This window comes from Streptomyces sp. NPDC003635 (genome assembly GCF_053587635.1).
The window spans coordinates 1-24,311 of the sequence record NZ_JBSFOK010000048.1; the positions used below are offsets into that span (position 1 = coordinate 1).

At 72.0% G+C, this 24,311-nt stretch carries 26 protein-coding genes and 1 riboswitch; of the genes, 12 read left to right on the top strand and 14 right to left on the bottom strand.

Annotation, left to right across the window (positions count from 1 at the left end):
• Positions 1–38: 38 nt before the first annotated feature.
• The 3 genes from ACWDRW_RS32670 to ACWDRW_RS32680 form a co-directional block, all read right to left on the bottom strand.
• Complete coding sequence (locus tag ACWDRW_RS32670; protein ID WP_451729633.1) at positions 39–512, bottom strand: C40 family peptidase; 474 nt, start codon at positions 510–512, stop codon at positions 39–41.
• Positions 513–515: 3 nt separating this feature from the next.
• Positions 516–642, bottom strand: a riboswitch (cyclic di-AMP (ydaO/yuaA leader).
• A 416-nt stretch (positions 643–1,058) separates the two neighbouring features.
• Entirely contained in the window at positions 1,059–1,367 is a 309-nt protein-coding gene (locus tag ACWDRW_RS32675) for a hypothetical protein (RefSeq protein WP_451729636.1), read from the bottom strand.
• A gap of 7 nt (positions 1,368–1,374) precedes the next feature.
• Complete coding sequence (locus ACWDRW_RS32680) at positions 1,375–1,983, bottom strand: ATP-dependent Clp protease proteolytic subunit (RefSeq protein WP_451729639.1); 609 nt, start codon at positions 1,981–1,983, stop codon at positions 1,375–1,377.
• A 72-nt stretch (positions 1,984–2,055) separates the two neighbouring features.
• Here ACWDRW_RS32680 and ACWDRW_RS32685 point away from each other — a divergent pair, with 72 nt between their 5' ends.
• Positions 2,056–2,343 carry a type II toxin-antitoxin system Phd/YefM family antitoxin gene (locus tag ACWDRW_RS32685; protein WP_451729641.1) on the top strand — a complete coding sequence of 96 codons (288 nt, stop codon included), beginning with the start codon at positions 2,056–2,058 and terminating at the stop codon, positions 2,341–2,343.
• A gap of 5 nt (positions 2,344–2,348) precedes the next feature.
• Here the strand turns inward: ACWDRW_RS32685 and ACWDRW_RS32690 are convergent, their stop codons facing one another.
• Entirely contained in the window at positions 2,349–3,332 is a 984-nt protein-coding gene (locus ACWDRW_RS32690) for an ABC transporter permease (RefSeq protein ID WP_451729644.1), read from the bottom strand.
• A 134-nt stretch (positions 3,333–3,466) separates the two neighbouring features.
• Between ACWDRW_RS32690 and ACWDRW_RS32695 the strand changes: the two genes are divergently transcribed.
• The 7 genes from ACWDRW_RS32695 (at position 3,467) to ACWDRW_RS32725 (ending at position 8,697) form a co-directional block, all read left to right on the top strand.
• Entirely contained in the window at positions 3,467–4,096 is a 630-nt protein-coding gene (locus tag ACWDRW_RS32695; RefSeq protein WP_451729646.1) for a TetR/AcrR family transcriptional regulator, read from the top strand.
• A 130-nt stretch (positions 4,097–4,226) separates the two neighbouring features.
• On the top strand, positions 4,227–4,529 hold the full coding sequence (locus ACWDRW_RS32700; RefSeq protein WP_451729649.1) for an urease subunit gamma: 303 nt from the start codon (positions 4,227–4,229) through the stop codon (positions 4,527–4,529).
• 14 nt (positions 4,530–4,543) lie between these two features.
• The gene (locus tag ACWDRW_RS32705) at positions 4,544–4,855 is read left to right on the top strand and encodes an urease subunit beta (protein ID WP_451729651.1); all 312 of its coding nucleotides are present in this window, start codon (positions 4,544–4,546) and stop codon (positions 4,853–4,855) included.
• Positions 4,848–6,569 carry an urease subunit alpha gene (locus tag ACWDRW_RS32710; protein ID WP_451729654.1) on the top strand — a complete coding sequence of 574 codons (1,722 nt, stop codon included), beginning with the start codon at positions 4,848–4,850 and terminating at the stop codon, positions 6,567–6,569. The genes ACWDRW_RS32705 and ACWDRW_RS32710 overlap by 8 nt, the downstream gene beginning before the upstream one ends.
• Entirely contained in the window at positions 6,569–7,243 is a 675-nt protein-coding gene (locus ACWDRW_RS32715) for an urease accessory protein UreF (RefSeq protein WP_451729657.1), read from the top strand. Before ACWDRW_RS32710 ends, ACWDRW_RS32715 begins: the two co-directional genes overlap by 1 nt.
• 24 nt (positions 7,244–7,267) lie before the next feature.
• Positions 7,268–7,945: an urease accessory protein UreG gene (gene ureG / locus ACWDRW_RS32720; protein ID WP_451729660.1), complete on the top strand. Its 678-nt coding sequence runs from the start codon at positions 7,268–7,270 to the stop codon at positions 7,943–7,945.
• Positions 7,942–8,697: an urease accessory protein UreD gene (locus tag ACWDRW_RS32725; RefSeq protein WP_451729784.1), complete on the top strand. Its 756-nt coding sequence runs from the start codon at positions 7,942–7,944 to the stop codon at positions 8,695–8,697. Before ureG ends, ACWDRW_RS32725 begins: the two co-directional genes overlap by 4 nt.
• 10 nt (positions 8,698–8,707) lie before the next feature.
• Here ACWDRW_RS32725 and ACWDRW_RS32730 read toward each other — a convergent pair whose 3' ends face one another.
• From ACWDRW_RS32730 to ACWDRW_RS32755, 6 genes are all read right to left on the bottom strand, one after another.
• Positions 8,708–9,433 carry a lysophospholipid acyltransferase family protein gene (locus tag ACWDRW_RS32730; RefSeq protein ID WP_451729662.1) on the bottom strand — a complete coding sequence of 242 codons (726 nt, stop codon included), beginning with the start codon at positions 9,431–9,433 and terminating at the stop codon, positions 8,708–8,710.
• A gap of 84 nt (positions 9,434–9,517) precedes the next feature.
• The gene (locus ACWDRW_RS32735) at positions 9,518–10,747 is read right to left on the bottom strand and encodes a PP2C family protein-serine/threonine phosphatase (protein ID WP_451729665.1); all 1,230 of its coding nucleotides are present in this window, start codon (positions 10,745–10,747) and stop codon (positions 9,518–9,520) included.
• 69 nt (positions 10,748–10,816) lie between these two features.
• Positions 10,817–13,264, bottom strand: a complete 2,448-nt coding sequence (locus ACWDRW_RS32740; protein ID WP_451729668.1) for a SpoIIE family protein phosphatase — start codon at positions 13,262–13,264, stop codon at positions 10,817–10,819.
• A 151-nt stretch (positions 13,265–13,415) separates the two neighbouring features.
• Complete coding sequence (gene rocD, locus ACWDRW_RS32745) at positions 13,416–14,633, bottom strand: ornithine--oxo-acid transaminase (protein WP_451729670.1); 1,218 nt, start codon at positions 14,631–14,633, stop codon at positions 13,416–13,418.
• Positions 14,633–15,442 carry a dimethylargininase gene (ddaH, locus tag ACWDRW_RS32750; RefSeq protein WP_451729673.1) on the bottom strand — a complete coding sequence of 270 codons (810 nt, stop codon included), beginning with the start codon at positions 15,440–15,442 and terminating at the stop codon, positions 14,633–14,635. The genes rocD and ddaH overlap by 1 nt, the downstream gene beginning before the upstream one ends.
• A 121-nt stretch (positions 15,443–15,563) precedes the next feature.
• Positions 15,564–16,067: an Lrp/AsnC family transcriptional regulator gene (locus tag ACWDRW_RS32755; protein WP_451729676.1), complete on the bottom strand. Its 504-nt coding sequence runs from the start codon at positions 16,065–16,067 to the stop codon at positions 15,564–15,566.
• Between the two features lie 77 nt (positions 16,068–16,144).
• Here ACWDRW_RS32755 and ACWDRW_RS32760 point away from each other — a divergent pair, with 77 nt between their 5' ends.
• The 4 genes from ACWDRW_RS32760 (at position 16,145) to ACWDRW_RS32775 (ending at position 20,250) form a co-directional block, all read left to right on the top strand.
• Positions 16,145–16,894, top strand: coding sequence for a LytR/AlgR family response regulator transcription factor (locus ACWDRW_RS32760; protein ID WP_451729679.1), 750 nt, complete (start codon positions 16,145–16,147; stop codon positions 16,892–16,894).
• 1 nt (position 16,895) lies between these two features.
• Positions 16,896–17,264 carry a hypothetical protein gene (locus ACWDRW_RS32765; RefSeq protein WP_451729682.1) on the top strand — a complete coding sequence of 123 codons (369 nt, stop codon included), beginning with the start codon at positions 16,896–16,898 and terminating at the stop codon, positions 17,262–17,264.
• Between the two features lie 6 nt (positions 17,265–17,270).
• Positions 17,271–18,980, top strand: coding sequence for a sodium/solute symporter (locus tag ACWDRW_RS32770; protein WP_451729685.1), 1,710 nt, complete (start codon positions 17,271–17,273; stop codon positions 18,978–18,980).
• Positions 18,981–19,044: 64 nt separating this feature from the next.
• Positions 19,045–20,250, top strand: a complete 1,206-nt coding sequence (locus ACWDRW_RS32775; RefSeq protein WP_451729688.1) for a sensor histidine kinase — start codon at positions 19,045–19,047, stop codon at positions 20,248–20,250.
• Positions 20,251–20,253: 3 nt separating this feature from the next.
• On the opposite strand, the gene ACWDRW_RS32780 is transcribed toward ACWDRW_RS32775, so the two are convergent.
• The 4 genes from ACWDRW_RS32780 to ACWDRW_RS32795 form a co-directional block, all read right to left on the bottom strand.
• On the bottom strand, positions 20,254–20,424 hold the full coding sequence (locus ACWDRW_RS32780; protein ID WP_186282554.1) for a hypothetical protein: 171 nt from the start codon (positions 20,422–20,424) through the stop codon (positions 20,254–20,256).
• Positions 20,425–20,437: 13 nt separating this feature from the next.
• Entirely contained in the window at positions 20,438–22,009 is a 1,572-nt protein-coding gene (locus ACWDRW_RS32785) for a septum formation family protein (RefSeq protein ID WP_451729691.1), read from the bottom strand.
• Positions 22,010–22,067: 58 nt separating this feature from the next.
• The gene (locus ACWDRW_RS32790) at positions 22,068–23,018 is read right to left on the bottom strand and encodes a cytochrome c oxidase assembly protein (protein WP_451729694.1); all 951 of its coding nucleotides are present in this window, start codon (positions 23,016–23,018) and stop codon (positions 22,068–22,070) included.
• Between the two features lie 104 nt (positions 23,019–23,122).
• Complete coding sequence (locus ACWDRW_RS32795; RefSeq protein ID WP_451729697.1) at positions 23,123–24,148, bottom strand: 6-phosphofructokinase; 1,026 nt, start codon at positions 24,146–24,148, stop codon at positions 23,123–23,125.
• Between the last annotated feature and the right edge of the window lie 163 nt (positions 24,149–24,311).

Below are 24,311 nucleotides of genomic sequence, written 5' to 3' on the forward strand. Positions count from 1 at the left end.
GGCGTGTCAGGGACGCCGCCGCCCCGACGGGCGGCCGGTCAGCGCACCCGGCCGTACCAGACGCTCTTGGTCCAGATCTTCTGCAGCCTCACCACGTCCCCGGTCTTCGGGGAGTGCCAGATCTTCCCCTTCCCGGCATAGATGCCGACGTGGTAGACGTTCGACCCCGAGTGGAAGAACACGAGGTCGCCGGCCTTGCGGCTCTTGGCGGAGATGTGGCGCGTCTTGTTGTACTGCTGGGCCGCCGTACGAGGCAGCTTCTTGCCCGCCTTCTTGTACGAGTAGAGCGTGAGACCGGAGCAGTCGAAGCGGTGCGGGCCGACGGCACCCCACTTGTACGGGGAGCCCTGCTTGGAGGCCGCGACCTGGAGTGCCTTCGACGCCGGCGTGGCCGCCTCCGCTTCCGCGGAGAGGCCGGGAGCCACGATCGAACCGCCCACGGCGGCGATCGTGAGGGCAGAGGCCGTTCCGGCCCGGGCCATCAGCGACGGGACACGATTGAGCGCAGTCATGCGCAACCCTTCGTCAGCCGCCTGTGAAGGATGACCTGTCGGATTCGGGCTGGCGAAGTTGCCCGGCCGCTGCTGCGGCTTCACCCCAAGGGCTGCTCGGCACGAGGTTCCGTGCCGGCGACCCGTCTTGCCTGGGTCCTCCACTCCTGCCGATCCACTCCTGTCGACCGGTCATCCGGGCGGCGGCAGGACTCGGCGTCCGCCCGGATCGCCTCGCCGCTGTGGCGGGGGCTTGTCGTCAGACAGGGATCTTGGCTCACGGATGTCCGAAAATCCCAACGGAACCGAGGATTTGTGGTGTTAGTCACCACTCACCCGTTCGGGTGGACACTGCTCCGTTCGAACTAGCGTCGAGGCAACGGGGGATGCCCGGACCAGCGACGAAACGTCAGATTCGGTGTTCGGGCTACGCGCGTTGCGCAACCTCGAAGGGCCCGAAAAAGGAGACGCGACTACGCCAAGAGGGGGTACCTCCTTTGGTCCGTTTCAACTCCCGCCCGGACGCCGCGAGGTCGGGGCCGGGTGTCCGGACCGCGCCGGCCTGCGTCAACTGTCCGAGCGCGGAGGCACCGTGACCCGAGCCGTGCGGCGCTCGCCGTCCAGCACACGCAGCGCACGCGCCAGGGTGGGGGCGTGCACCTCGGTCTCGCCCCGCGCGTGCATGAGCGCCAGCGCGTCCCGCAGTTCGGCCGCCCTGGCCACCAACGCCTGGGCGGCGCGCAGCCCACGGTAGGTGTCCCCGTGGTGGGCGGGGTTGATCCGCCCGAGCAGATCGACGACATCCAGGTAACGGTCGATCAGCTCGCCCTCGGCACGTGTCAGGGCGGGCAGCGGCGGCAGTTCCGGTGGCAGCATCCGCGGCTCACCTCGCGCCGGGTGCGGTGCGCGAGACCGCGCGGCTCGGGACGATCCGGTCCACCAGGCCGTACTCCAGCGCCCCCTGCGCGTCGAGCGCCTTCTCGCGCTCGATGTCCCGGCTCACCCGCGCCACGTCGCGCCCGGTGTGCCGGGCCAGCATCTCCTCCAGCAGCGTCCGAACACGCGTCAGTTCCTCCGCCCGGACGGCCAGATCACTCGCCCGACCCTCCAGCGGCTCGGGCGGCGCGGGCTGACGGAGCACCACGTGCCCGCCGGGAAGGGCGTACCGCTTGCCCGGAGTGCCCGCCGCGAGCAGGACCGCGGCGGTGGGGCCGGCCTGGCCCAGCAGGACCGTCTCCACGTCGCAGGAGACGTGCCGCATGGTGTCGTAGACCGCGGACATGGCGCTGAACGGGCCGCCGGGGGAGTTGACGTACAGCGAGATGTCCCGGTCGGGGGACTGGCGCTCCAGGTACACGAACTGCGCCACCACGTCGTTGGCCGTGGTGTCGTCCACCCGCGTCCCGAGCATGACGATCCGGTCCTCCAGCAGCTTGGCGACCGGATCCGTCGTCCTGATCCCGGAGCTGGTGCGTTCGGTGAACTCGGGCATGGGGAACCCTCCTCGCGGCAGCGCAGCGTCTGTAAAAAATGTACAGGACGTACGTGCCGTTAAGATGGGTCCATGGCCTACGAGATTCCGGTGACGCAAGCGAGGGCTGAGCTCGCCGACCTGATCAACCGGGTGGTGTACGGCGGTGAGCGGGTCGTGGTGACCCGGCACGGCAAGCCCATCGTGGCCTTGGTGTCCGCCGCCGATCTCGAACGTCTCGAACAGCTCCCGGAGTCCGTGGATCCAGCCGAGGGCCAGGTGGTCAGCGCGGTCTCCGGCGTCCGCGAAGTCACGACGGCCCCCCATGAGCGGCAGCGTTTCGGCATCGCCGCCGAGCACAGGGGGCCGGGCGCCTCCTAGGGCGCCTAGGACGCCGGGGCGAGTCCCCGCTCGGGCGCCGGCTTGGCCTCCGCCCGCTGCTTCAGCAGGGCGCCGAGCACCACCGCGCCGAGCCCCACGGCCGCCCACCAGGTCAGGGTGAGGGCGGGGCCGGTCACCGCCGCGCCGTCGAAGTAGGCCGTCGAGCGCAGGGCGCTGACTCCCGCGCCCGGCGGCAGCCACTGCCCGATCGCGCCGACCGGCTCGGGGAGCATCTGAGGTGCCGAGGCGGCCCCCGAGAACGGGTTGCCGAACAGCATCACCACCCCCGCCGCGACGCCGATCCCCGCGGACCCGATCAGCGCGGCCGTCCCGGCGACGGCGCCGCTCACCGCCAGCGTGGCCAGGGCGAACACCCCGGCCTCCGCCCACCAGTCGCCCTCAAGGACCGCCAGCCAGCTGTGCGCCACCGCCGTCGTGGCGAGGCCCACCAGCGCGGCGGAGCCGAGCAGGGCGGCCACCGCCCGCCCGCCGCGCAGCCCGAGCAGCGTCACGATCGCGCCCGCGGCGATGCCGGCCAGCGCGAGCGGCAGCACGCTCGCGGTCAGGGTCGCGCCCCGCGGGTCGTTCTCGGGGGCGGGCACCACGTCGACGGTCGTGAGCCGGGCGCCCTCGGCGGCGGCCTGCCGGCCCACCTGTTCCTGGAGCAACTGCGCCACCAGGGGACTGGCTGCCGAGGCGGTGAGCAGCTCGGTGGCCTTCGGGGTGACAACGATCGCGCCGTATACGGACCGGTCCTCGACGGCGTCCCGGGCGTCGGCCTCGTCGGCGTACCGGTGGATCTCGAACGCCCCCTCGTGCTCATTCAGCTGCCGCTCCAGCGGGGCGGTGGCAGCGGCGGGGCCGGCGACCCCGAGCGGCAGGTCATGGGGCGCGGTGCGGGCGGAGGGCCAGGCGAAGGCCCACAGGGCGAGGGCCGCGAGGAGCGGTACGAGGACGACGACCGCGATCAGTGGGCGGCGCGTGGACATGGTTTCCCCTTGTGGTGCGGGTGCGAGGTGGTGCGTGGAACTTAAAAAGAAGGATCGTTCGTTTTAGGCCAGAGCCACCGTGCTCCCGAAGTGCTCCCTTGTCAAGAAGGAATGTTCGTTTTACATTCGGTGGCATGGCCCGCGTATCCCAGGAGCACCTCGACGCACGCCGCCGTCAGATCCTCGAAGGCGCCGCCCGCTGCTTCGCCCGCAACGGCTTTCACGCCACCTCCATGCAGGACGTGCTGAAGGAGGTCGACCTCTCGGCCGGCGCGGTGTACCGCTACTTCAGCAGCAAGGACGAGCTGATCGCCGCGATCGTCAAGGGCGTCCTCGCGGAGGTGCGCGCCGCGTTCGAGGAGGTCACCCGGCAGACCCCGCCCCCGCCCCCGGACGAGCTGGTCGGCGAGGTGCTCGGCCGCGCCCTCGGCATCTGGGACACCCTGCTCGTCGACGGGAAGGCCGCCTTCCCCCCGCTGATCATGCAGGTCTGGGCGGAGACCGTGCGCGACCGCGAACTGGCGGCCGTCATGGACGAGGTCCACGAGGTGGTCACCGGGGCCTGGGGCCGGGTGGTGGAGGCCTATCAGGACGCCGGGCTGATGCGCACCGACGTTCCCGCCGAACATGTCGCCCGCACCATGGTCGCCCTCGTCCAGGGCTTCATCGCGCAGCAGTCCCTGCACGGGCCGATCCCGATCGAGGTCCTCCAGGACGGTCTGCGCGCCCTGATGAGCCTGCCGGGGCGGCCGCCGGGCGCCTGACCGGATCACGGCTCGGTTAACTTCCTTGAAACTCGGTCCAACTAGCCTCCCTCCACGCCACCAGGGACTTTGCCGGTGGTCGCGGCAATCCGGGCCCCGCACGGTCCGGGCGAGGACTGTGAGGTGGGACGTGCAACTGACCCCGCACGAGCAAGAGCGGCTGCTGATCCACGTGGCGGCCGACGTGGCCGAGAAGCGCCGGGCCCGTGGGCTGAGACTCAACCACCCCGAGGCGATCGCCCTCCTCACCTCGCACATCCTCGAAGGCGCGCGCGACGGCCGTACGGTCGCCGAGTTGATGGCCTCCGGGCGCAAGCTGCTCACCCGGGACGATGTGATGGAGGGCGTCCCGGAGATGATCCACGACGTCCAGGTCGAGGCGACCTTCCCCGACGGCACCAAGCTCGTCACCGTCCACGAGCCGATCGTCTGAGGGGGAGCGCTTCCATGATTCCCGGAGAGGTTCTCTTCGCGGACGGGCCCGTCGTCTACAACGCGGGCCGCGAGGTCACGTCGCTGACCGTCCTCAACGCCGCCGACCGGCCCGTCCAGGTCGGCTCCCACTACCACTTCGCCGAGGCCAACCCCGGCCTGGACTTCGACCGCGCCGCGGCCCGGGGCAAGCGACTCAACATCGCCGCCGGCACCGCCGTACGTTTCGAGCCCGGCATTCCCGTCGACGTCGAACTCGTCCCGCTCGCCGGCGCCCGGATCGTGCCCGGTCTGCGCGGGGAGACCGGAGGTGGCCTCGATGCCTGAGATCTCGCGCGCCGCCTACGCCGACCTGTTCGGACCGACGACCGGCGACCGGATCCGGCTCGCCGACACCGATCTGCTGGTCGAGATCGAGGAGGACCGCTCCGGCGGTCCCGGACTCGCCGGTGACGAGGCGGTGTTCGGCGGCGGCAAGGTCATCCGCGAGTCCATGGGCCAGTCCCGCGCCACCCGCGCGGAGGGCACCCCGGACACCGTCATCACGGGCGCGGTCGTCATCGACCACTGGGGTGTCGTCAAGGCCGATATCGGCATCCGGGACGGCCGCATCACCGGCATCGGCAAGGCCGGCAACCCCGACACCATGGACGGGGTGCACCCCGACCTCGTGATCGGTCCCGAGACCGAGGTCATCGCGGGCAACGGGCGGATCCTCACCGCCGGCGCCATCGACGCCCATGTCCACTTCATCTGCCCGCAGATCGCCGACGAGGCGCTGTCCGCCGGGATCACGACCCTCGTCGGGGGCGGCACCGGTCCGGCCGAGGGTTCCAAGGCGACCACCGTGACGCCGGGGCCGTGGCATCTGGCAAGGATGCTGGAGGCGATGGAGCAGTACCCGCTCAACATCGGCTTCCTCGGCAAGGGCAACACCGTCTCGCACGAAGCGATGCTGTCGCAGATCCGCGGCGGCGCGATGGGCCTGAAGCTGCACGAGGACTGGGGTTCCACCCCGGCCGTCATCGACGCCTCGCTGACGGTCGCCGACCGCACCGGCATCCAGGTCGCCATCCACACGGACACGCTGAACGAGGCCGGGTTCGTCGGGGACACGCTCGCCGCCATCGGTGGCCGGGGCATCCACGCGTACCACACCGAGGGCGCGGGCGGCGGGCACGCGCCGGACATCATGACCGTGGTCTCGGAGTCCCACGTGCTGCCGAGCTCCACCAACCCGACGCGGCCGTTCACCGTGAACACCGCCGAGGAACACCTCGACATGCTGATGGTCTGCCATCACCTCAACCCGGCGGTGCCGGAGGACCTGGCGTTCGCGGAGTCCCGGATCCGGCCCTCGACGATCGGCGCCGAGGACATACTGCACGACCTCGGCGCGATCTCGATCATCTCCTCCGACTCCCAGGCCATGGGGCGCGTGGGCGAGGTCGTGCTGCGGACGTGGCAGACCGCGCACGTCATGAAGCGGCGGCGCGGGGCGCTGCCGGGAGACGGCCGCGCGGACAACCACCGGGTGCGGCGGTACGTCGCCAAGTACACGATCAACCCGGCGCTCGCCCAGGGCATCGCGGGGCAGGTCGGGTCCGTGGAGAGCGGGAAGCTCGCCGACCTGGTGCTGTGGGAGCCCGCGTTCTTCGGCGTCAAGCCGCAACTCGTCCTCAAGGGCGGCCAGATCGCGTACGCGCAGATGGGCGACGCCAACGCCTCGATCCCCACACCGCAGCCGGTCCTTCCCCGGCCGATGTTCGGCGCGATCGGACGGGCGCCCGCCACGAACTCCGTGAACTTCGTCGCTCCCCTGGCGATCGAGGACGGGCTGCCGGAGCGGCTCCAGCTGGGGAAGCGGTTCGTGGGGATCGAGTCGACGCGCGGGGTCACCAAGGCCGACATGCGGGAGAACGACGCCAGGCCCGACGTCCGGATCGACCCCGACAGCTTCGCCGTGCACATCGACGGGGAGCTGGTCGAGGCCGCTCCGGCCGGGGAACTGCCCATGGCCCAGCGTTACTTCCTCTTCTGATGACCAGGGCGGCACTTCTCGTCCTGGCCGACGGCCGCTTTCCCGCCGGGGGGCACGCGCACTCCGGCGGGGCGGAGGCGGCCGTCAAGGCGGGCCGGGTGACCGGGGCGGCGAGTCTGCAGGAGTTCTGCCGTGGGCGGCTGCACACGGCGGGACGGGTGGCCGCGGCGGCCGCCGCGGCGGCCGTACTCGGGGCCGATCCCGTCGCGCTGGACTCGGCCCTGGACGCCCGGACGCCCTCGCCCGCCCTGCGCGCCACCGCGCGGAAGCTGGGCAGGCAGTTGTCGCGGGCGGCACGGGCGACCTGGCCTTCGCCCGAACTCGACGCCCTGGCAAGGGAGTTCCCCAAGGGGGCACACCAGCCGGTGGTGTTGGGGCTCGCGGCACGGGCCGCCGGACTCGGTCCCCTGGACGCGGCACACTGCGCGGTGTACGAGAGCGTCAGCGGGCCCGCGTCCGCGACCGTACGCCTGCTCAGCCTCGACCCCTTCGACGCCACCGCCGTACTGGCCCGGCTGACCCCCGAGCTGGACCTCGTCGCGGACCAGGCCGTGGAGGCGGCCCGAGCGGTCGTCGCCGAGGGGGTCGACGCGCTGCCCGCCGCGAGCTCACCCTTGCTGGAGATCGGGGCGGAGACGCATGCCGCCTGGGCCGTAAGGCTGTTCGCGTCCTGATCCGAGAGAACCCCTGGAGCCGTTGTGCATCTTGACCACTCCCACTCCGCCACCCCCGCCGTCAGCGCCGACGCCCGGCGCCCCGACGGCTCGCGCCGTGCTCTGCGGATCGGGCTCGGCGGGCCCGTCGGGTCCGGGAAGACCGCGACCGTGGCCGCCCTCTGCCGCGCCCTGCGCGACGAGCTGTCGCTCGCCGTCGTCACCAACGACATCTACACGCGCGAGGACGCCGAGTTCCTGCTGCGCGAGGCCGTCCTGCCACCCGAGCGGATCACCGCCGTCGAGACGGGCGCCTGCCCGCACACCGCGATCCGGGACGACATCTCCGCCAATCTCGAGGCCGTCGAGGACCTGGAGGACGAGGTCGGACCGTTGCGGCTGATCCTGGTGGAGTCGGGCGGGGACAACCTCACCGCCACCTTCTCCAAGGGGCTCGTGGACGCGCAGATCTTCGTGATCGACGTCGCCGGAGGGGACGACATCCCGCGCAAGGGCGGGCCCGGTGTCACCACCGCCGACCTGTTGGTGATCAACAAGACCGACCTCGCCCCGTACGTCGGCTCCGACCTCGCCCGGATGGCCGCCGACGCGAAGGCCCAGCGCGCCGAACTGCCCGTCGTCTTCCAGTCGTTGCGCGGCGAGGACGGAGTCCGCGACGTCGCCGACTGGGTGCGCGCGCAGCTCGCCGCGTGGTCGGCGTGATCGCGAGCGGCGTCGCGGCCACCGCCCGGATCGGCGCGCGGGCGGACGGCCGAGGCGGTACGGCGCTGCCCGTGCTGGAGAGCGACGGGCCGCTCGCGCTGCGACGCACCCGCGCCACCGGATCCGAGGCCCGGGTGATGCTCGTCGGCGCGATGAGCGGGCCCCTCGGCGGTGACCGGTTCGCCGTCGAGGCCGACGTGGCGGACGGCGCCCGGCTGTACGTCGGATCCGCCGCCGCGACCATCGCACTGCCGGGCCAGGCCAAGGGCGAGGCCCGCTACGACGTACGGCTCACCGTCGCCGACGGCGGCGAACTGCACTGGCTGCCCGAGCAGTTGATCTCCGCCGGTGGCAGCGACCTGCACGTCACCACGCACGTCGACCTCGGCGCCGCGGCCCGGCTCGTGCTGCGCGAGGAGCAGGTGCTCGGCCGGGTGGGGGAGGAGCCGGGAAGGCTCACCAGCCGGCTCACCCTGCGTGTCGCCGGGCGGGTCGTGCTGGATCAGGAGCTGTCCTGCGGGCCCGGGGCGCCGGGTGGCTGGGACGGACCGGCGGGACTCGCGGGGCATCGTGCGATTGGCCAACTCGTCGTCGCACGGCCAGAGTTCGGGAAGGAACCGGTCACCGCCCGCTGTCTCACCGAGACCGCCGCCCTCGTCCCGCTCGCCGGGCCCGCCGCGCTCGTCACCGCCGTCGCGCCGGACGCGCGCCTGCTGCGCAGGCAGTTGGACGAAGCGCTGCGGACCCTGTGAAGCCGAGGAGTCAGCCCAGCGGCAGCCTCGGGAACCTGCGCTCCCTGTGCTCGCCCGCCGCGGCCTGCTGCGCCTTGACGACGGCCGCGTACTCGTCGACGTACTCCTGCTCGGAGAGGGACAGGATGGCGTACATGATCTCGTCGGTGATCGCGCGCAGGACCGCCTTCTCGTTCTCCATGCCCGCGTAGCGGGAGAAGTCGAGGGGCTTGCCGAAACGGATCACCACCGGGTGGATGTTGGGGATGACCTTGCCGGGCGGCTGCGCCTCGAAGGTGCCGATCATCGCGCAGGGGATCACCGGCACCCCGGCCTTGAGCGCCATCACCGCGACCCCGACCTTGCCCTTGTACAGACGGCCGTCGTGGGAGCGGGTGCCCTCGGGGTAGATGCCCAGCAACTCGTCCTTGCTCAGCACCCCGAGGCCCTCGCGGATCGCGGCCTGGCCCGCCTCCTTGCCGGAGCGGTCGACCGGGATCTGGCCCGCGCTGCGGAAGAAGAACGCGGTCAGGCGGCCCTTGAGGCCGGGGCCCGTGAAGTACTCGGCCTTGGCGAGGAAGGTGATACGCCGCTTGAGGATCGCGGGCATCAGGAAGTGGTCGGAGAAGGAGAGGTGGTTGCCCGCGACGATGGCCGCTCCGGAGGACGGGACATGTTCGAGTCCCTCGGTGCGGGGGCGGAAGACCAGTCTCAGCAGGGGTCCCAGCAACACGTACTTGAGCAGGTAGTAGAACAAGGAGTAGCTCCTCTACTTGCAGGTCAACAGGCGTGTTGTGGGGGTGCCAGTGTAGGCGTGGGCGCGGCCGGAGGTAATAGGGCGTCAGAGCCGCACGACGACCAGGGCCGTGTCGTCGGTGGCGCCGCCGGGCGGCAGCAGGTCGAGGAGGACGGCGTCCGCGAGGTGCTCCGCGTCCTCGTGGCAGTGCTGGACGAGGGAGTCGGCGAGCCGGGCGAGGCCGGCGTAGATGTCCTCGCGTCTGCGTTCGACCAGCCCGTCGGTGTACAGCACGAGCGTGGCGCCCTCGGTGAACGTGGTCTCCGCCTGCGGTCGCGGAATCGGGTCGGGGCGGGCGTCGAGCGGGGGGTCGGTGGCCTGGTCGAGGAACTCCACGCGGCCGCTGGGATGCAGTAGCGCGGGCGGGGGATGCCCGGCGCTGCTGTAGGCGATGGTCCGGCGCTCGAAGTCGACGAACGTGACGACCGCGGTGGCCGATTCCGCGCCGGCGACGACATGCGCGTACCTGCCCAGCACGTCGAGCGCCTGGGCGGGCCCGGTCGCGACGCGTGACGCGGCGGTGAGCGCGCTGCGCAGCTGGCCCATGGCGCAGGCGGCGGCGAGTCCGTGCCCGACCACGTCCCCGACGGACACGCCGAGGCGGTTGCCGCCCACCAGGTCGACCATGTCGTACCAGTCCCCGCACACGTTCAGCGCGCCGACGGCGGGCCGGTAGCGCACGGCGGCGGCCTGGTGGCGGACTTGGCGGCGGGCGGGGAGCATCGCCTCCTGGAGGGCCAGTGCGACCTCGCGCTCGCGGGCGTGGGCCTGGCGCAGCCGGTCGTTGAGCTCCTGGAGCTCGCGGGCCCGGGTGTACAGCTCCGCCTCCAGGACCCGGGCCGAGCTGCCGGTGGGGCCACCGCGGGCCTTGATCAGCTCGGTCACCTCCTCGACCCGGTGCACCAGCAGCACGACCCGGCCGTCGGGTCCCAGAATCGGCGAGTTGACCGGGCTCCAGTAGCGCTCTTCCCAATGCCCCGGTCGTTCCGCCGACTCCACGTCGTAGCGCTGGAGGGCCATCGCGTCGCGCTCGCCGGTGGCCACCACCCGCGCGAGCGAGGCGGCCAGATTGCGCATGCCGGTCGCGGCGGGGTTGTTGGGGTTGTCGGGGAAGACGTCGAAGAGGTAGTGCCCGACCACGTGCTCGCGCCGGCGGCCGGCCTGGGCGAGGAAGTCCTCGTTGACGTCCACGAAGACCAGGTCGGGCGTGAGCAGGGCCACCATGCCCGGCAGGCCCTGGAAGACCGCCGCGTAGTCGATCGCCGTCTCGTTCATGACTCCCGCCTCACCACCGGGATCACCCCAGTTTCGCACGTGGTACGGCATATGCGCCGGAGTAGTGGATCACTCCCTCGGCTCCGTGAGTGACTGCTCGGCCCAGATGATCTTTCCCTCGGCGGCGAAGCGGGTGCCCCAGCGCTGGGTGAACTGGGAGACCAGCAGCAGCCCGCGGCCGCCCTCGTCGGTGGCGCGGGGATGGCGCAGATGCGGGGCGGAGGCGCCGCCGTCCATGACCTCGCAGATCAGCGTCCGCTCTTTGATCAGCCGCAGCCGGATGGGCCCGGCGGCGTGCCGGATGGCGTTGGTGACCAGTTCGCTGACGACCAGTTCGGTGGTGAAGGCCAGTGGCTCCAGACCCCATTCGGTCAGCTGACGGGTGGCGCTCTTGCGGGCGTCGGCCACGACGGCGGGGTCGCTCGGCAGTTCCCAGTCCGCCACCTGGTCGGCGCCGAGGCGCCGGGTGCGGGCCATCAGCAGGACCACGTCGTCCTGCGGCCGGACCGGGACCAGCGCGTCGACCACGGCCCGGGAATGCAGGGCCAGCGAGGAGGCGGGCCGCTCCAGGGCAAGCCGCAGCCGGCCGCGGTCCGCCTCGGTCGCCCGGGCGTCCCCGCGGGCCAGCAGACCGTCGGTGTACAGGGCGAGGACGCTGTCCTCGGCCAGTCGCAGCTCGACCGCCTCGAAGGGCGGACCGCCCACACCGAGGGGCGGCCCCTGCGGCAGGTCGACGAAGCCGACCGCGCCGTCGGGCCCCACCACGGCGGGGGAGGGATGGCCCGCGGCGGCCATCGTGCAACCGCCGTCGACCGGGTCGTACACCGCGTAGACGCAGCCCGACCCCGTCGTCCGCACGGTGTCGGAACCCTCCGTGCCCGGCGCCGCGTCCTCTTCCCGGGGCGACCGCCCGACGAGGTCGTCGAGGTGCGCCAGCACCTCCTCGGGCCGCAGATCCAGCGCCGCGAGCGTCCGTACGGCCGTACGCAGCCGCCCCATCTCCGCCGCGGCGCCGATGCCGTGCCCCGGTACCTCGCCCACGACCAGCGCCACCCGCGCCCCGGACAGCGGCACCACGTCGTACCAGTCGCCGCCGAGGCCGGTCAGCTCGTCGGCGGGCCGGTAGCAGGCGGCGACCTCCACGGCGTCCCGGTCGCTCAGCCGGTGCGGGAGGAGACTGCGCTGCAGGACCAGGGCGGCGTCGCGCTCGCGGGTGTAGCGGCGGGCGTTGTCCACACAGACCGCGGCCCGCGAGACCAGGTCCTCCGCGAGCCGCAGGTCGTCCTCGTCGAACGGTTCCTTGCGGCTTCTGCGGACGAACGTGGTGATGCCCAGGGTGACGCCCCGGGCGCGCACCGGCACGATCATCACGCTGTGCAGCCCGAGATCCCTGAGCGTGGCCTCTCGGCCGAGCACCTCCGTCGCCCAGTCCCGGGCGAGCGGATCGCGTTGCTCGGCGCGCCAGGAGCGCCCGCCGGCCAGGCACTGGACCGGCGGCGACCCGGCGCGGTAGGTGACCGTGGCGCCGATGCCGACGGCCTGGTCCTCGTGCTCGGAGCGGTGCCCGGTCCGGCGCAGCGGCACCGGCTCGGTGTCGCTGAGCGGGCCGGGCGCGGGTTCCCCGCCGCGCAGCACCGAGTCCAGCAGGTCCACCCAGACCAGGTCGGCGAAGCTCGGCACGGCGACGTCCGCCAGCTCCTGGGCGGTGTGCACCACGTCCAGGGTGCGCCCGATGTGCCGGCCGGCCCGGTCCAGCAGGGCGAGCCGCTGCCGGGCGCGATGCCGCTCGCTGACGTCGACGACCGTGTAGTAGACGCCCATCGCCGCGCCCTGCTCGTCGTCGAGCCGGGTGAACGACATCATGTGCGCCGTCTCCCGGTGCGGCTCGGCGCGCACATGACCCAGATGCTCGTAGCCGACGACCGGCTCGCCGGTCTCCAGCACGCGCCGCATCTGCGTCTCCACGCCTGCCGCGTCGAGGCCGGGCTGTATGTCCGCGAGTCGCCGCCCCAGCCGCTGGTACGGCGGTCCGCCGCCGAACTGCTCCAGCGCGGCGTTGGACCACACGAACCTGAGATCGGTGTCCACGATCGCTATGCCGACGGGGGAGCGGGCCACCATCTGCTCCAGCACCGGCCGGCTCATGTCCCAGCCCGGCGCCTGCTCCATCGCCGACAACAGCGCGAGCCAGCGCGACGGACCGCCCGGTTCCGGCACCGAGACGACCCGCACCATGATCCGCACCGGACGGCCGTCCGCGTCTCGTGCGGTCAGCAGTCCCGCCCATCCGCCGTCCCGGCGACAGCGTTCGGCCAGTTCGGGGACGCGGGCGGCGTCCTCGTCCGACAGCAGTGCGGCCACGGGCCGGCCGATCACGTGCGCCGCCGGGTGGGCCAGCAGCCGCTGGGCGGGGCCGGGCCAGCAGGTCACCTCGCCCCGGGCGTCAAGCAGCACGGGAGCGGCATCGGCCACGTCGAACCGATGCCGCTCGGTGGTGTGCTCCTCGTCTCTGCCCACGGCCGACCTCTCCGTCGCTGGGAGTCGCTGAGAGTGGTCTACGTCAGTGGTCTACCACCTCTGACCCCAGTGTTCACCCTGGCAGCGGAGAGACGGGACGGCCACCGGGCCGTCGGCGTGTCCTTCTTACGGTCCGCTGACCGCCGGCCTCTCAGGCGAGCACTTTCTCCAGCGAGGCGAGCGCCCCGGCCAGCTCCTCCGCGGTGATCGTCAGCGGCGGGGCGAGCCGGATCGTGGAGCCGTGGGTGTCCTTGACCAGCACGCCCTCCCGCATCAGCCGCTCACCGATCTCGCGTCCGGTGCCGACCGCCGGGTCGATGTCCACGCCCGCCCACAGGCCGCGCGCGCGGAAGCCGACGACGCCCTTGCCGACCAGCTCGGTCAGCCCGTCCCGCAGGCCCACTCCCAGCTCGGTCGCGCGGCGCTGGAACTCGCCCGTCTCCAGCAGCTCCACCACCGCCGTGCCGACCGCCGCGGCCAGCGGATTGCCGCCGAAGGTCGAGCCGTGCTCCCCAGGCCCGAGGACCCCGAGCACGTCGCGCCGGGCCACCACCGCGGAGACCGGGACGATGCCGCCGCCCAGCGCCTTGCCGAGCAGCAGCATGTCGGGGACGACCGACTCGTGTTCGACGGCGAGGGTACGGCCGGTGCGGCCGAGGCCCGACTGGATCTCGTCCGCGATGAACAGGCAGCCCTTGCGGCCGGTCAGCTCGCGTACTCCGGCCAGGTAGCCGTCGTCCGGGATGACCACGCCGGCCTCGCCCTGGATGGGCTCGATGAGCACGGCGGCGGTGGTGTCGTCGACGGCCTCCTCCAGCGCCGCCAGGTCGTTGTACGGCACGATCCGGAAGCCCGGCGTGAAGGGGCCGAAGCCGCTGCGGGCGGTCTCGTCGGTGGAGAAGCTGACGATCGTCGTCGTACGGCCGTGGAAGTTGTCCGCCGCGACCACGATCGTCGCCCGGTCGGCGGGGACGCCCTTGACCTCGTACGCCCATTTGCGGGCCACCTTGACGGCGCTCTCGACGGCCTCGGCGCCGGTGTTCATGGGCAGCACCATGTCCAGGCCGGTCAGCGCGGCGAGCCGCTCGGCGAACTCGGCCAGCTTGTCGTTGTGGAAGGCGCGCGAGGTGAGGGTGAGCCGGTCCAGCTGGCGGTGGGCCGCCTCGATCAGGCCGGGGTGGCGATGGCCGAAGTTGAGCGCCGAGTAGCCGGCCAGCATGTCCAGGTAGCGGCGGCCCTCGACGTCCTCCACCCAGGTGCCCTCGGCGCGCGCGACGACGACCGGCAGCGGGTGGTAGTTGTGCGCGAGGACGGGCTCCTCGGCCCGGATCAGGTCGGCGGACGAACGGGTGCGTGCGGGTGCGGTCATCAGCGGATCTCCTGGGTGCAGCACTTGATGCCGCCGCCGGCCTTGAGCAGCTCGGACAGGTCGACGGGGACGGGGACGTAGCCGCGCTCGGCCAGCCGGTCGGCGAGCGCGGTCGCGCCCGGCGCGATGAAGACGTGCAGTCCGTCGGAGACGGAGTTGAGCCCGAAGGCCATCGCGTCCTCGCGGGTCGCCAGTACGGCGTCCGGGTACAGGCGCCGCAGCACCTCGCGGCTGCCCGGCGAGAAGGCCTCCGGGTAGTAGCAGACCGTGTCCTCGTCGAGCACGAACAGTGCGGTGTCGAGGTGGTAGAAGTACGGGTCCACCAGCGTCAGGCCGATCACCGGGACGCCGAAGAACTCCTGCACCTCGCGATGGGCCTCGCGGGTCGTGCGGAAACCGGTGCCGGCCAGGACGTACCGGCCCGTCGGGATCAGGTCGCCCTCGCCCTCGCACACCGACTCGGGGCGGTAGACGTCGAATCCGGACGCCTTGAACCAGGTGTCGTAATGGGTGGATTCGGGCCGCCGCTCGGGCGCGTGGAAGAGCGAGCCGAAGACCCGGCCCTCCAGCACGACCGCGCAGTTGGCGGCGAAGACCATGTCGGGCAGACCCGGGACCGGCTCCACGGTCTCGACCGTGTGGCCGTGCGAGCGGTAGGCGTCGATCAGCGACCGCCACTGCTCCTGGGCCAGATCGACGTCGACCTGGGTGTCGGGATGCATCCAGGGGTTGATCGCGTACTGCACGGCGAAATGTCTGGGTTCGCAGACGAGGAAGCGCCGCCGGCGCTGCACACGGTTCACGGACACAGAGGGGTTCCTCCGCTTCCTGCGGTGTGGACGGGTTGACACCAAGGTAGGAAGTGACGGAGAAGCCCGACAAGGAACAAGGGCTGCGTGTTCACGCAGGAATGCTGCGTTCTCGCACCCTTCAGTGCAGGTCTGCTGCGCCGTCCGGTGCCACCTGGCTGGCGCCCGCTTCCGGGCTTTCCGGGAGGAGATGGGACAGCACCATGACGCTGATCGTCTTCCGGATGAACGGCTCGACGCGGATCCGCTCCAGCACCTCCTCGAAGTGCTCCACATCCCGGGCCCGCACGTGCAGCAGCGCGTCCGCGCCACCCGTCACGGTCATCGCCGCGGTGATCTCCGGATGGTTGCGGACCACCTCGGCGAGCCGCCGCGGCGGGGCCGCGCCCTCGCAGTACACCTCGACGTACGCCTCCGTGCGCCAGCCCAGCGCCGAGGGCTTCACGGTGGCCGTGAACCCGGTGATCACACCGGTCTCCCGGAGCCGGTCCACCCGTCGCTTGACCGCCGTCGAGGACAGTCCGACGGCCGCGCCGATCTCGGCGAAACTCGTCCTGGCGTTCGCCATCAGGGCGGTGATGATCTTCCGGTCGAGCTCGTCGAACGGGCTGGGCCTGCTGTTCATGGCGGCACCCTATCCAGCGGCGACGTCCGCACTCGGCCCGTGTGCAGGCGTACGAATTGCTCCTACACTCCACGTTCATGCTGCGCGCCCTGGCTGTCGACGACGAACGCCCCTCACTGGAGGAACTGCTGTACCTCCTGAACGCCGATCCCCGCGTGGGCAGCGCGGAGGGCGCGGGGGACGCCACCGAGGCGCTGCGCCGGATCAACCGCGCGCTGGAGTCGGGGCCCGCCGGACCCGAGGCCATCGACGTCGTCTTCCTCGACATCAACATGCCAGGGCTCGACGGACTCGACCTGGCCCGGCTGCTCACCGGGTTCGCCAAGCCGCCGCTGGTCGTGTTCGTCACCGCCCACGAGGACTTCGCCGTCCAGGCCTTCGACCTCAAGGCCGTCGACTACGTCCTCAAGCCGGTCCGCAAGGAGCGCCTCGCCGAGGCCGTCCGCCGGGCCGCCGAGCTGATCGACGCCGGTCCTCGCATACCCGTGCACGAGCCCGACCCCGACCAGATACCCGTCGAACTGGGCGGCGTGACCCGTTTCGTGCCCGTCGAGGAGATCACCCATGTCGAGGCCCAGGGCGACTACGCCCGCCTGCACACCGACAAGGGCAGCCATCTCGTCCGCATCCCGCTGTCCACCCTGGAGGAGCGCTGGCGCTCCCGCGGCTTCGTCCGCATCCACCGCCGCCATCTGGTCGCCCTGCGCCACATCGGCGAACTCCGCCTGGACGCGGGCACGGTGAGCGTGGTCGTCGGTGCCGAGGAACTCCAGGTCAGCCGACGCCACGCGCGGGAACTGCGGGACCTGCTGATGAGGAGGCCCTGACATGCCGGGCCAGGACCCCGCCGAGCGCCGGGTCGTCGTCACCGGACCGCCCCGCCGCACCGGACGTGCCTCCGGCTACTACCGCCCGCGCACCGAGATCGACGAACAGACCACCCTCGGCCACACCTACGTCCGCTCCCTGATGCGCTCCCAACTGCGCGCCGCCCTCGCCGTGGTGGCCGTCCTAGGCCTGCTGATCTGCCCGCTCCCGCTGCTGTTCGCCACCATCCCGGACTCCGAGCGCCTGGAATGGACCGTCCTCGGCTTCTGCCTGTACGCCCCGCTCGTGCTCCTCGCCCGCTGGTACGTGCGGCGCGCCGAACGCAACGAGCGGGACTTCGTCCGCCTCGTCGAGGACCAGGACCGCTGAGGGGCCGTGAACGAGAACTACGCCGTCCCAGCCGTCGCCCTCGTCGTCCTGTCGACCGTCTTCGTAGGCGCCTTCGGCCTGCGCATCTCCCGCACCACCTCCGACTTCTACGTCGCCTCCCGCACCGTCGGCCCGCGGCTCAACGCGGCCGCCATCAGCGGCGAGTACCTCTCCGCCGCCTCCTTCCTCGGCATCGCGGGCCTGGTCCTGGTACAGGGCCCGGACATGCTCTGGTACCCCGTCGGCTACACCGCCGGATACCTGGTCCTGCTCCTCTTCGTCGCCGCCCCGCTGCGCCGCTCCGGCGCCTACACGCTCCCCGACTTCGCCGAGGCCCGCCTCGCCTCGCAGGCGGTGCGCCGGCTGGCCGGAGCCTTCGTGGTCGGTGTCGGCTGGCTGTACCTGCTGCCCCAGCTCCAGGGCGCCGGGCTGACGCTGACCGTGCTGACCGGGGCGCCCGACGAACTCGGCGGACTGATCGTGGCGGTGGTGGTGGTCGCCATCGTCGCCGCGGGCGGCATGCGCAGCATCACGTTCGTGCAGGCCTTCCAGTACTGGCTGAAGCTCACCGCGCTGCTGGTGCCCGCCCTGTTCCTGGTTCTCGCCTGGCAGAGCGACGGCGGCCCGCACCACGCCTTCGACGAACCCGCCGCCTTCCGCGAACAGCGCGTCGTCCGCGTCGACGACAGCCTGGAGCTCAAGCTGGAGCGCCCCCTGACCGTCATCGTGAGCGGCACGGTCGACGGCCGCGTCCACGACGAGCGGCGGCTCGAACTCCCCGTCGGCACGCACCGCATCGCGGCCGGTACCCGGCTGACCTTCGGCGAGGGCGCCGCCGTCCCCGACGCCGAGCGCGACCGCGACGGCAGCCTCTCGCCCTCCCAGGCCGAGAGTCGCGGCGAACGCCCGCTGTACGCCACGTACGGACTGATCCTCGCCACCTTCCTCGGCACGATGGGCCTCCCGCACGTCGTCGTCCGCTTCTACACCAGCCCGCACGGCGTCGCCGCCCGCCGCACCACGGTCGCCGTGCTCGGCCTGATCGGCGTCTTCTACCTGCTGCCCCCGGTATACGGCGCCCTCGGCCGCCTGTACGCCCCCGAACTCACCCTCACCGGCGACGCCGACGCGGCCGTCCTGCTGCTGCCCGAGCGCATGATCGGCGGACTGGGCGGCGACCTGCTGGGGGCGCTGGTCGCCGGGGGCGCCTTCGCCGCGTTCCTGTCGACCGCCTCCGGACTGACCATGGCCGTCGCCGGCGTCCTCACCCAGGACGTCCTCCCCGCCCGGGGCGTACGGCACTTCAGGCTCGGCACGCTGATCGCGATGGCGGTGCCGCTCGCCGCGAGCGTCCTGGTGGGCAGCCTTCCGGTGGCCGACGCCGTGGGGCTGGCCTTCGCCGTGTCCGCGTCCTCCTTCTGCCCGCTGCTCGTGCTCGGCATCTGGTGGCGCAGGCTCACCCCGCAGGGCGCGGCCGCCGGAATGCTGGTGGGCGGCGGCTCCGCCCTGCTCGCCGTCGCCGCGACCATGGCCGGATTCCCCGGCGCCGGCGCCCTGCACGCCGTACTCGCCTGGCCCGCCCTCTGGTCGGTACCCCTGGGCTTCCTCACGATGATCCTGGTGTCCCTGGCCACCCCCAGCCGTGTCCCCCCGGGCACGGCGGCGATCCTGGCCCGCTTCCATCTGCCCGAGGAACTGGCGGAGGTGAAGGCGTGAGCGATGCGGCAGCGCCCCGTGAGGGCGCGGCTCCCCGAGCGGAGCGCTCCCCGGAGGTGACGGCATGAGCGGTTTCATCGCCGGACTGTGCGTTGCCGTCCTGCCGCTGCTGGCCGCCGGGTTCTGGCTCGGGCGGCGGACCGCTCGGCCCGAGAGTCAGGGCGGGCTCGGGACACCCGTTGAGCACGCCACCTTCGAGACCCTGCACACCGCCTCCCTCGCCGCGCCTCCGCTGCGGGCCGGGCTGACGGAGGAGACCGCCCGCAAGTCGGCCCGCAGGCTGCGGTCGCTGCTCGGCACGGACGCCCTGTGCCTGACCGACCAGAAGGAGGTGCTGGCCTGGGACGGCGTGGGCGGACACCATCGCGCCGAGATCGTGGAACGACTCGCCGGGCCGCTGGAGTCCGGCCGCGGCGAGGCCTTCCCACTGACCTGCGACACCCCCGACTGCCCCCTGCGCTGGGCGGTCGTGGCCCCGCTCACCGTCGACGACCGCGTCCACGGCGCCCTCGTCGCCTGCGCGCCCCGTGAGTCCGCCGTCCTGGTCCGGGCCGCCGGAGAGGTCGCGCGCTGGGTCTCCGTGCAGTTGGAACTGGCCGATCTCGACCAGTCCCGCACCCGTCTGATCGAGGCGGAGATCAAGGCCCTGCGTGCCCAGATATCCCCGCACTTCATCTTCAACTCACTCGCGGTGATCGCCAGCTTCGTGCGCACCGACCCCGAGCGCGCCCGCGAACTGCTCCTGGAGTTCGCCGACTTCACCCGCTACTCGTTCCGCAGGCACGGCGACTTCACCACCCTCGCCGACGAACTCCACGCCATCGACCACTACTTGGCCCTGGTGCGGGCCCGCTTCGGAGACCGCCTCTCCGTCACCCTCCAGATCGCCCCCGAGGTGCTGCCGGTCGCCCTGCCCTTCCTCTGCCTCCAGCCCCTCGTCGAGAACGCCGTCAAGCACGGTCTGGAGGGCGGCACCGACCGGTGCCGCATCAGCATCACGGCACAGGACGCCGGCGCCGAGGCCCTCGTGGTCATCGAGGACGACGGCGCCGGAATGGACCCCGCCCTGTTGCGCCGAATCCTCTCGGGCGAGATCAGCCCGTCGGGCGGCATCGGTCTGTCCAACGTCGACGACCGGCTCCGTCAGGTCTACGGAGACGAGTACGGCCTCGTCATCGAGACCGCCGTGGGGGCGGGAATGAAGGTCACCGCCCGGCTGCCCAAGTACCAGCCGGGCGTGCACTCCGCGCGCCGGGTGACCGGCGCCTGAGCGTCACGAGCCGCGGGTGACCACCATGCCCAGGGTGATCAGCCCGAGCACGACCCAGCCGAACCACAGCCAGCCGTTGCTGCCGAGCGCCACCGTGTAGGCGGTCACCACGACGAGTCCGCCGACGGTGAGCACCCCCATCGTCCGCGTAGAGCCGTCCGTAGAACCGGGCATCGCAACACCCTCCTCATGGTTCGTCCCCCTCCATGGTGCCCCGGTTCTGCTTCCGGACAGTGCAGACGACGAAATGTGTGTCCGAATTCTGGGTCCGCCGGCTGGTCCACGACCCGGCGGTATAGACGGAAGGGTCGAATCCGTAGTCACGCGGAGCCACGTCACGGGCGCAGGCCCGGTCCGCCATGGCGCGCGTCTCACCCTCGGCCAAACGGGTGAACCCGAGCACCTGCTCGTCGTGCGGGCCCGTGCAGGACACCAGACGGACCTCCTGCTTCGAACGCACGTCCAGGCAGTCGCGGCGCTGCATGGTCGCCGGGTCCGCGAAGGCCGAACCGGGTGCGCGGTGCCCGCCGAGCGGCCCGTACACCGGCCCGTGCGCCCCCAGGACCAGACAGGCCGTCCGCCGTCCGGCCGGCTCGAATCCGGCCTCGGTCGGGACCACCGCGAAGGCCCGTACGTCCGCGAGCCGCCCGCGCAGCTCCTGCGTCAGCCGCTCGCACCGCGCGGGACCCTCGGTCATGGCCTGCTCGGCGGAGGTGGCCGTGACGAACCCCATCACCTGCCCGTGGGGCGCCTTGTCCGCGCAGCTCGGATCCAGGGTCAGCCGAGGCGTTCCCTGGAACGGCAGGGCCCTCGGCCAGTGGGCGAGCACACAGTCCCCGGCCTGCAGCGCCCGGGCGAGCCCGACGCCCTCCCCGTACGGTGGCGCGACCCCGCCCTCGTCGCCCTGCCCGGCGACGGCGTACCAGACACCGCCTCCGGCCAGCGCCAGCCCCAGCAGCCCGGAGAGCGCGGAGCGCAGGATCCGGTGCCGGCCGCGGGACCGCGACACGGGCGGTCCCGGGATCGCCCACTGCGGCTGGGAGCCCGGGTCGGTACCGGGCCTGGAGTACTCCTCGGCCTGCGGTACCACGATCCGCGACAGCTCCGCCTCCACCTCGGCCGCGGACGGCCGTAACGCCGGATCAGGGGCGAGCATCGCGTCCACGACGGGCCCCAGCGCACCGGCGCGCACGGCGGGCCACGGCTGCTCGGTGCCCCCCGCGAAGGGGTCCCGCCCCTCGACGCCGTAGTAGAGGGTGCGTCCCAGCGAGAACAGATCGGGTGCCGCCTGGTCCGGGGAAGGGTAGCCGCGGCCGGAGAGCAGCACTCTGCCGTGGGGGGCGCCGGTGCGGTCCGGGGCGAGCAGGACGTTCGCCGGGCGCACGTCCCGTCGATGTCCGGCGGTCAGCGCGTCCAGGACGGCGAGCCCGACGCGGGCGCACTCCGCGGGGGCGAGCGGGCCGCGGCGCCCGACCAGCTCGCGCAGGGTCAGCGCGCCCGACACGTACTCCATGACGACCCAGGGCAGCCCTTCGTGCTCCAGTACGTCGAGCACGGTGACGACATGCGGATGGTCGCGGAGCCCCGGCGTGTGTCGGACCTCCCCGGACCCGACCTCCGCGAGCGCGACCTCGCGCCCGAGTCTCTGGTCATGGGCGAGCCAGACCCGCCCCGCACCGCTGCCGCCCAGCCGGTGCAGCAGCAGACAGCGGCCGGCGATGATCCGGCCCACGCCCGACGTCGACGACCCTGAAGGCATCACCGCTCCCCCCGGCGGTTCCCCCGACGCGCTTCATGCTACTGAACGAAGAACCCGGTCAGTTTCCCCGTGCGTTCAGTGAGGCCAGATAGGCGTTGTAAGCCTCGAGTTCCTTGTCACCGTCGCGGTCGGCGGCCCGGTCCTTGCGCTTGGCCTGCCGTTGCTCGGAGCCGTACCACTGGAACAGCAGCGCCACCAGGACCAGTACGGAGGGGATCTCGCTGAACGCCCAGGCGATACCGCCGGCGGCGTTCTGGTCGGCGAGCGCGTCGACGCCGAGCGAGGCGGGCGGGTTCTCGAACGTCTTGACCATGGGGGAGGAGGCCATCATCAGCGCGATGCCGAAGAAGGCGTGGAACGGCATGCCCGCGAACAGCTCCAGCATCCGCATCAGATGGTTGGGCCGGTGCGGTCCCGGGTCCACGCCGATGATCGGCCAGAAGAACACCACACCGACCGCGAGGAAATGCACCATCATCGCGATGTGCCCGACCTGGGAGCCCATCAGGAAGTCGAAGAGGGGAGTGAAGTAGAGCGCGTACAGGCTCGCGATGAACAGCGGGATGGTGAAGACCGGGTGCGTGATGATCCGCATGTAGCGGCTGTGCAGCAGCGCCAGCAGCAGTTCACGCGGCCCCTTGCGGCCCTTGCCCGCCACCGGCAGCGCCCGCAGGGCCAGCGTGACCGGGGCGCCGAGCAGGATCAGGATCGGCGACAGCATGCTGATGATCATGTGCTGCACCATGTGCACGCTGAACATCACCATGCCGTAGTCGTTCAGCTTGGTGCACATCACCAGGGCGATGGTCAGCACACCCACGACGTACGACACCGTGCGCGCCACCGGCCAGGAGTCCCCGCGCCGGCGCAGCCGCAGCACACCCCAGCCGTACAGGGCGAGCCCGGCCAGACAGGCGACGAGGAAGAAGGGATCCGCCGACCACTGGAGGCCCCGCCCCAGCGTGAACGGCGGCAGATCCATCATCATGCCGTGCCCGCTGTGATCCATCCGGCGGCTCCTGTTTCGTGGGGGTTGTGCAAGTCTGTCCGGCCCCCACATTAGAACGGCCCCCGGTCACGATCGTGACCGGGGGCCGGTTGTTCCGTTCCGGACTACAGGACGCACTCCGCCTCGGCGTACCGGTCCTCCGGCACCGTCTTCAGCGTCTCGACGGCCTCGGCCAGCGACACCATCACGATGTCCGTGCCGCGCAGCGCGGTCATCATGCCGAACTCACCGCGGTGCACGGCCTCCACCGCGTGCCACCCGAAGCGGGTCGCGAGGACACGGTCGTACGCGGTGGGCGTGCCGCCTCGCTGGACGTGGCCGAGGATCACCGGCCGTGCCTCCTTGCCGAGCCGGTGCTCCAGCTCGATGGAGAGCTGACGCGCGATGCCCGCGAAGCGCTCGTGGCCGTAGATGTCCTTGCCGCCCTCGTCGAACTCCATGGAGCCCGGCGCGGGCTTGGCGCCCTCCGCCGCGACGACGATCGCGAACCGCTTGCCCGCCTCGAACCGCTCGCCGACCTTGCGGGTCAACTCCTCGATGTCGAAGGGCCGCTCGGGGACGACCACGGCGTGCGCGCCGGCCGCCATGCCGGAGTGCAGCGCGATCCAGCCGGTGTGCCGGCCCATGACCTCCACGACCAGCACCCGCTGATGCGACTCGGCGGTCGTCTTGAGCCGGTCCAGGGCCTCCGTCGCGACGCCCACGGCCGTGTCGAAGCCGAAGGTGACGTCCGTGACGGCGATGTCGTTGTCGATGGTCTTCGGCACGCCGACGATCGGCAGGCCGTTGTCCGACAGCAGCCGGGCCGCCTTCAGCGTGCCCTCGCCGCCGATCGGGATGATCGCGTCGAGCCCGAGTTCCGCCACATGCCCCTTGGCCCGCTCCACGCCGTCCCGCAGATGCGAGGGCTGGACCCGGGAGGAGCCGAGGATGGTGCCGCCGCGGGCGAGGATGCCGCCCACCGCGTCCAGGTCGAGCTTGAGGTAGTCGCACTCCAGGAGGCCTTTCCAGCCGTCCCGGAAACCGATGACCTCGTCGCCGTGGTCGACGACGGCACGGTGCACGACGGACCGGATGACGGCGTTCAGGCCGGGGCAGTCGCCGCCGGACGTGAGGACACCAATGCGCATAGCCCGAAATACCTTCTCAACGTGGGCCGGGGACCGGACCACGTTGTCCGGCTTGATCCCGGCCACCCTACCGGCGTGAGGGGGTGACACCGTACCGGGCGTCCGCCTGCTGGACGCGCCCGCACATGTGAGCGGACAGGCCGTCAGGCGGGCCCGGTGAGCA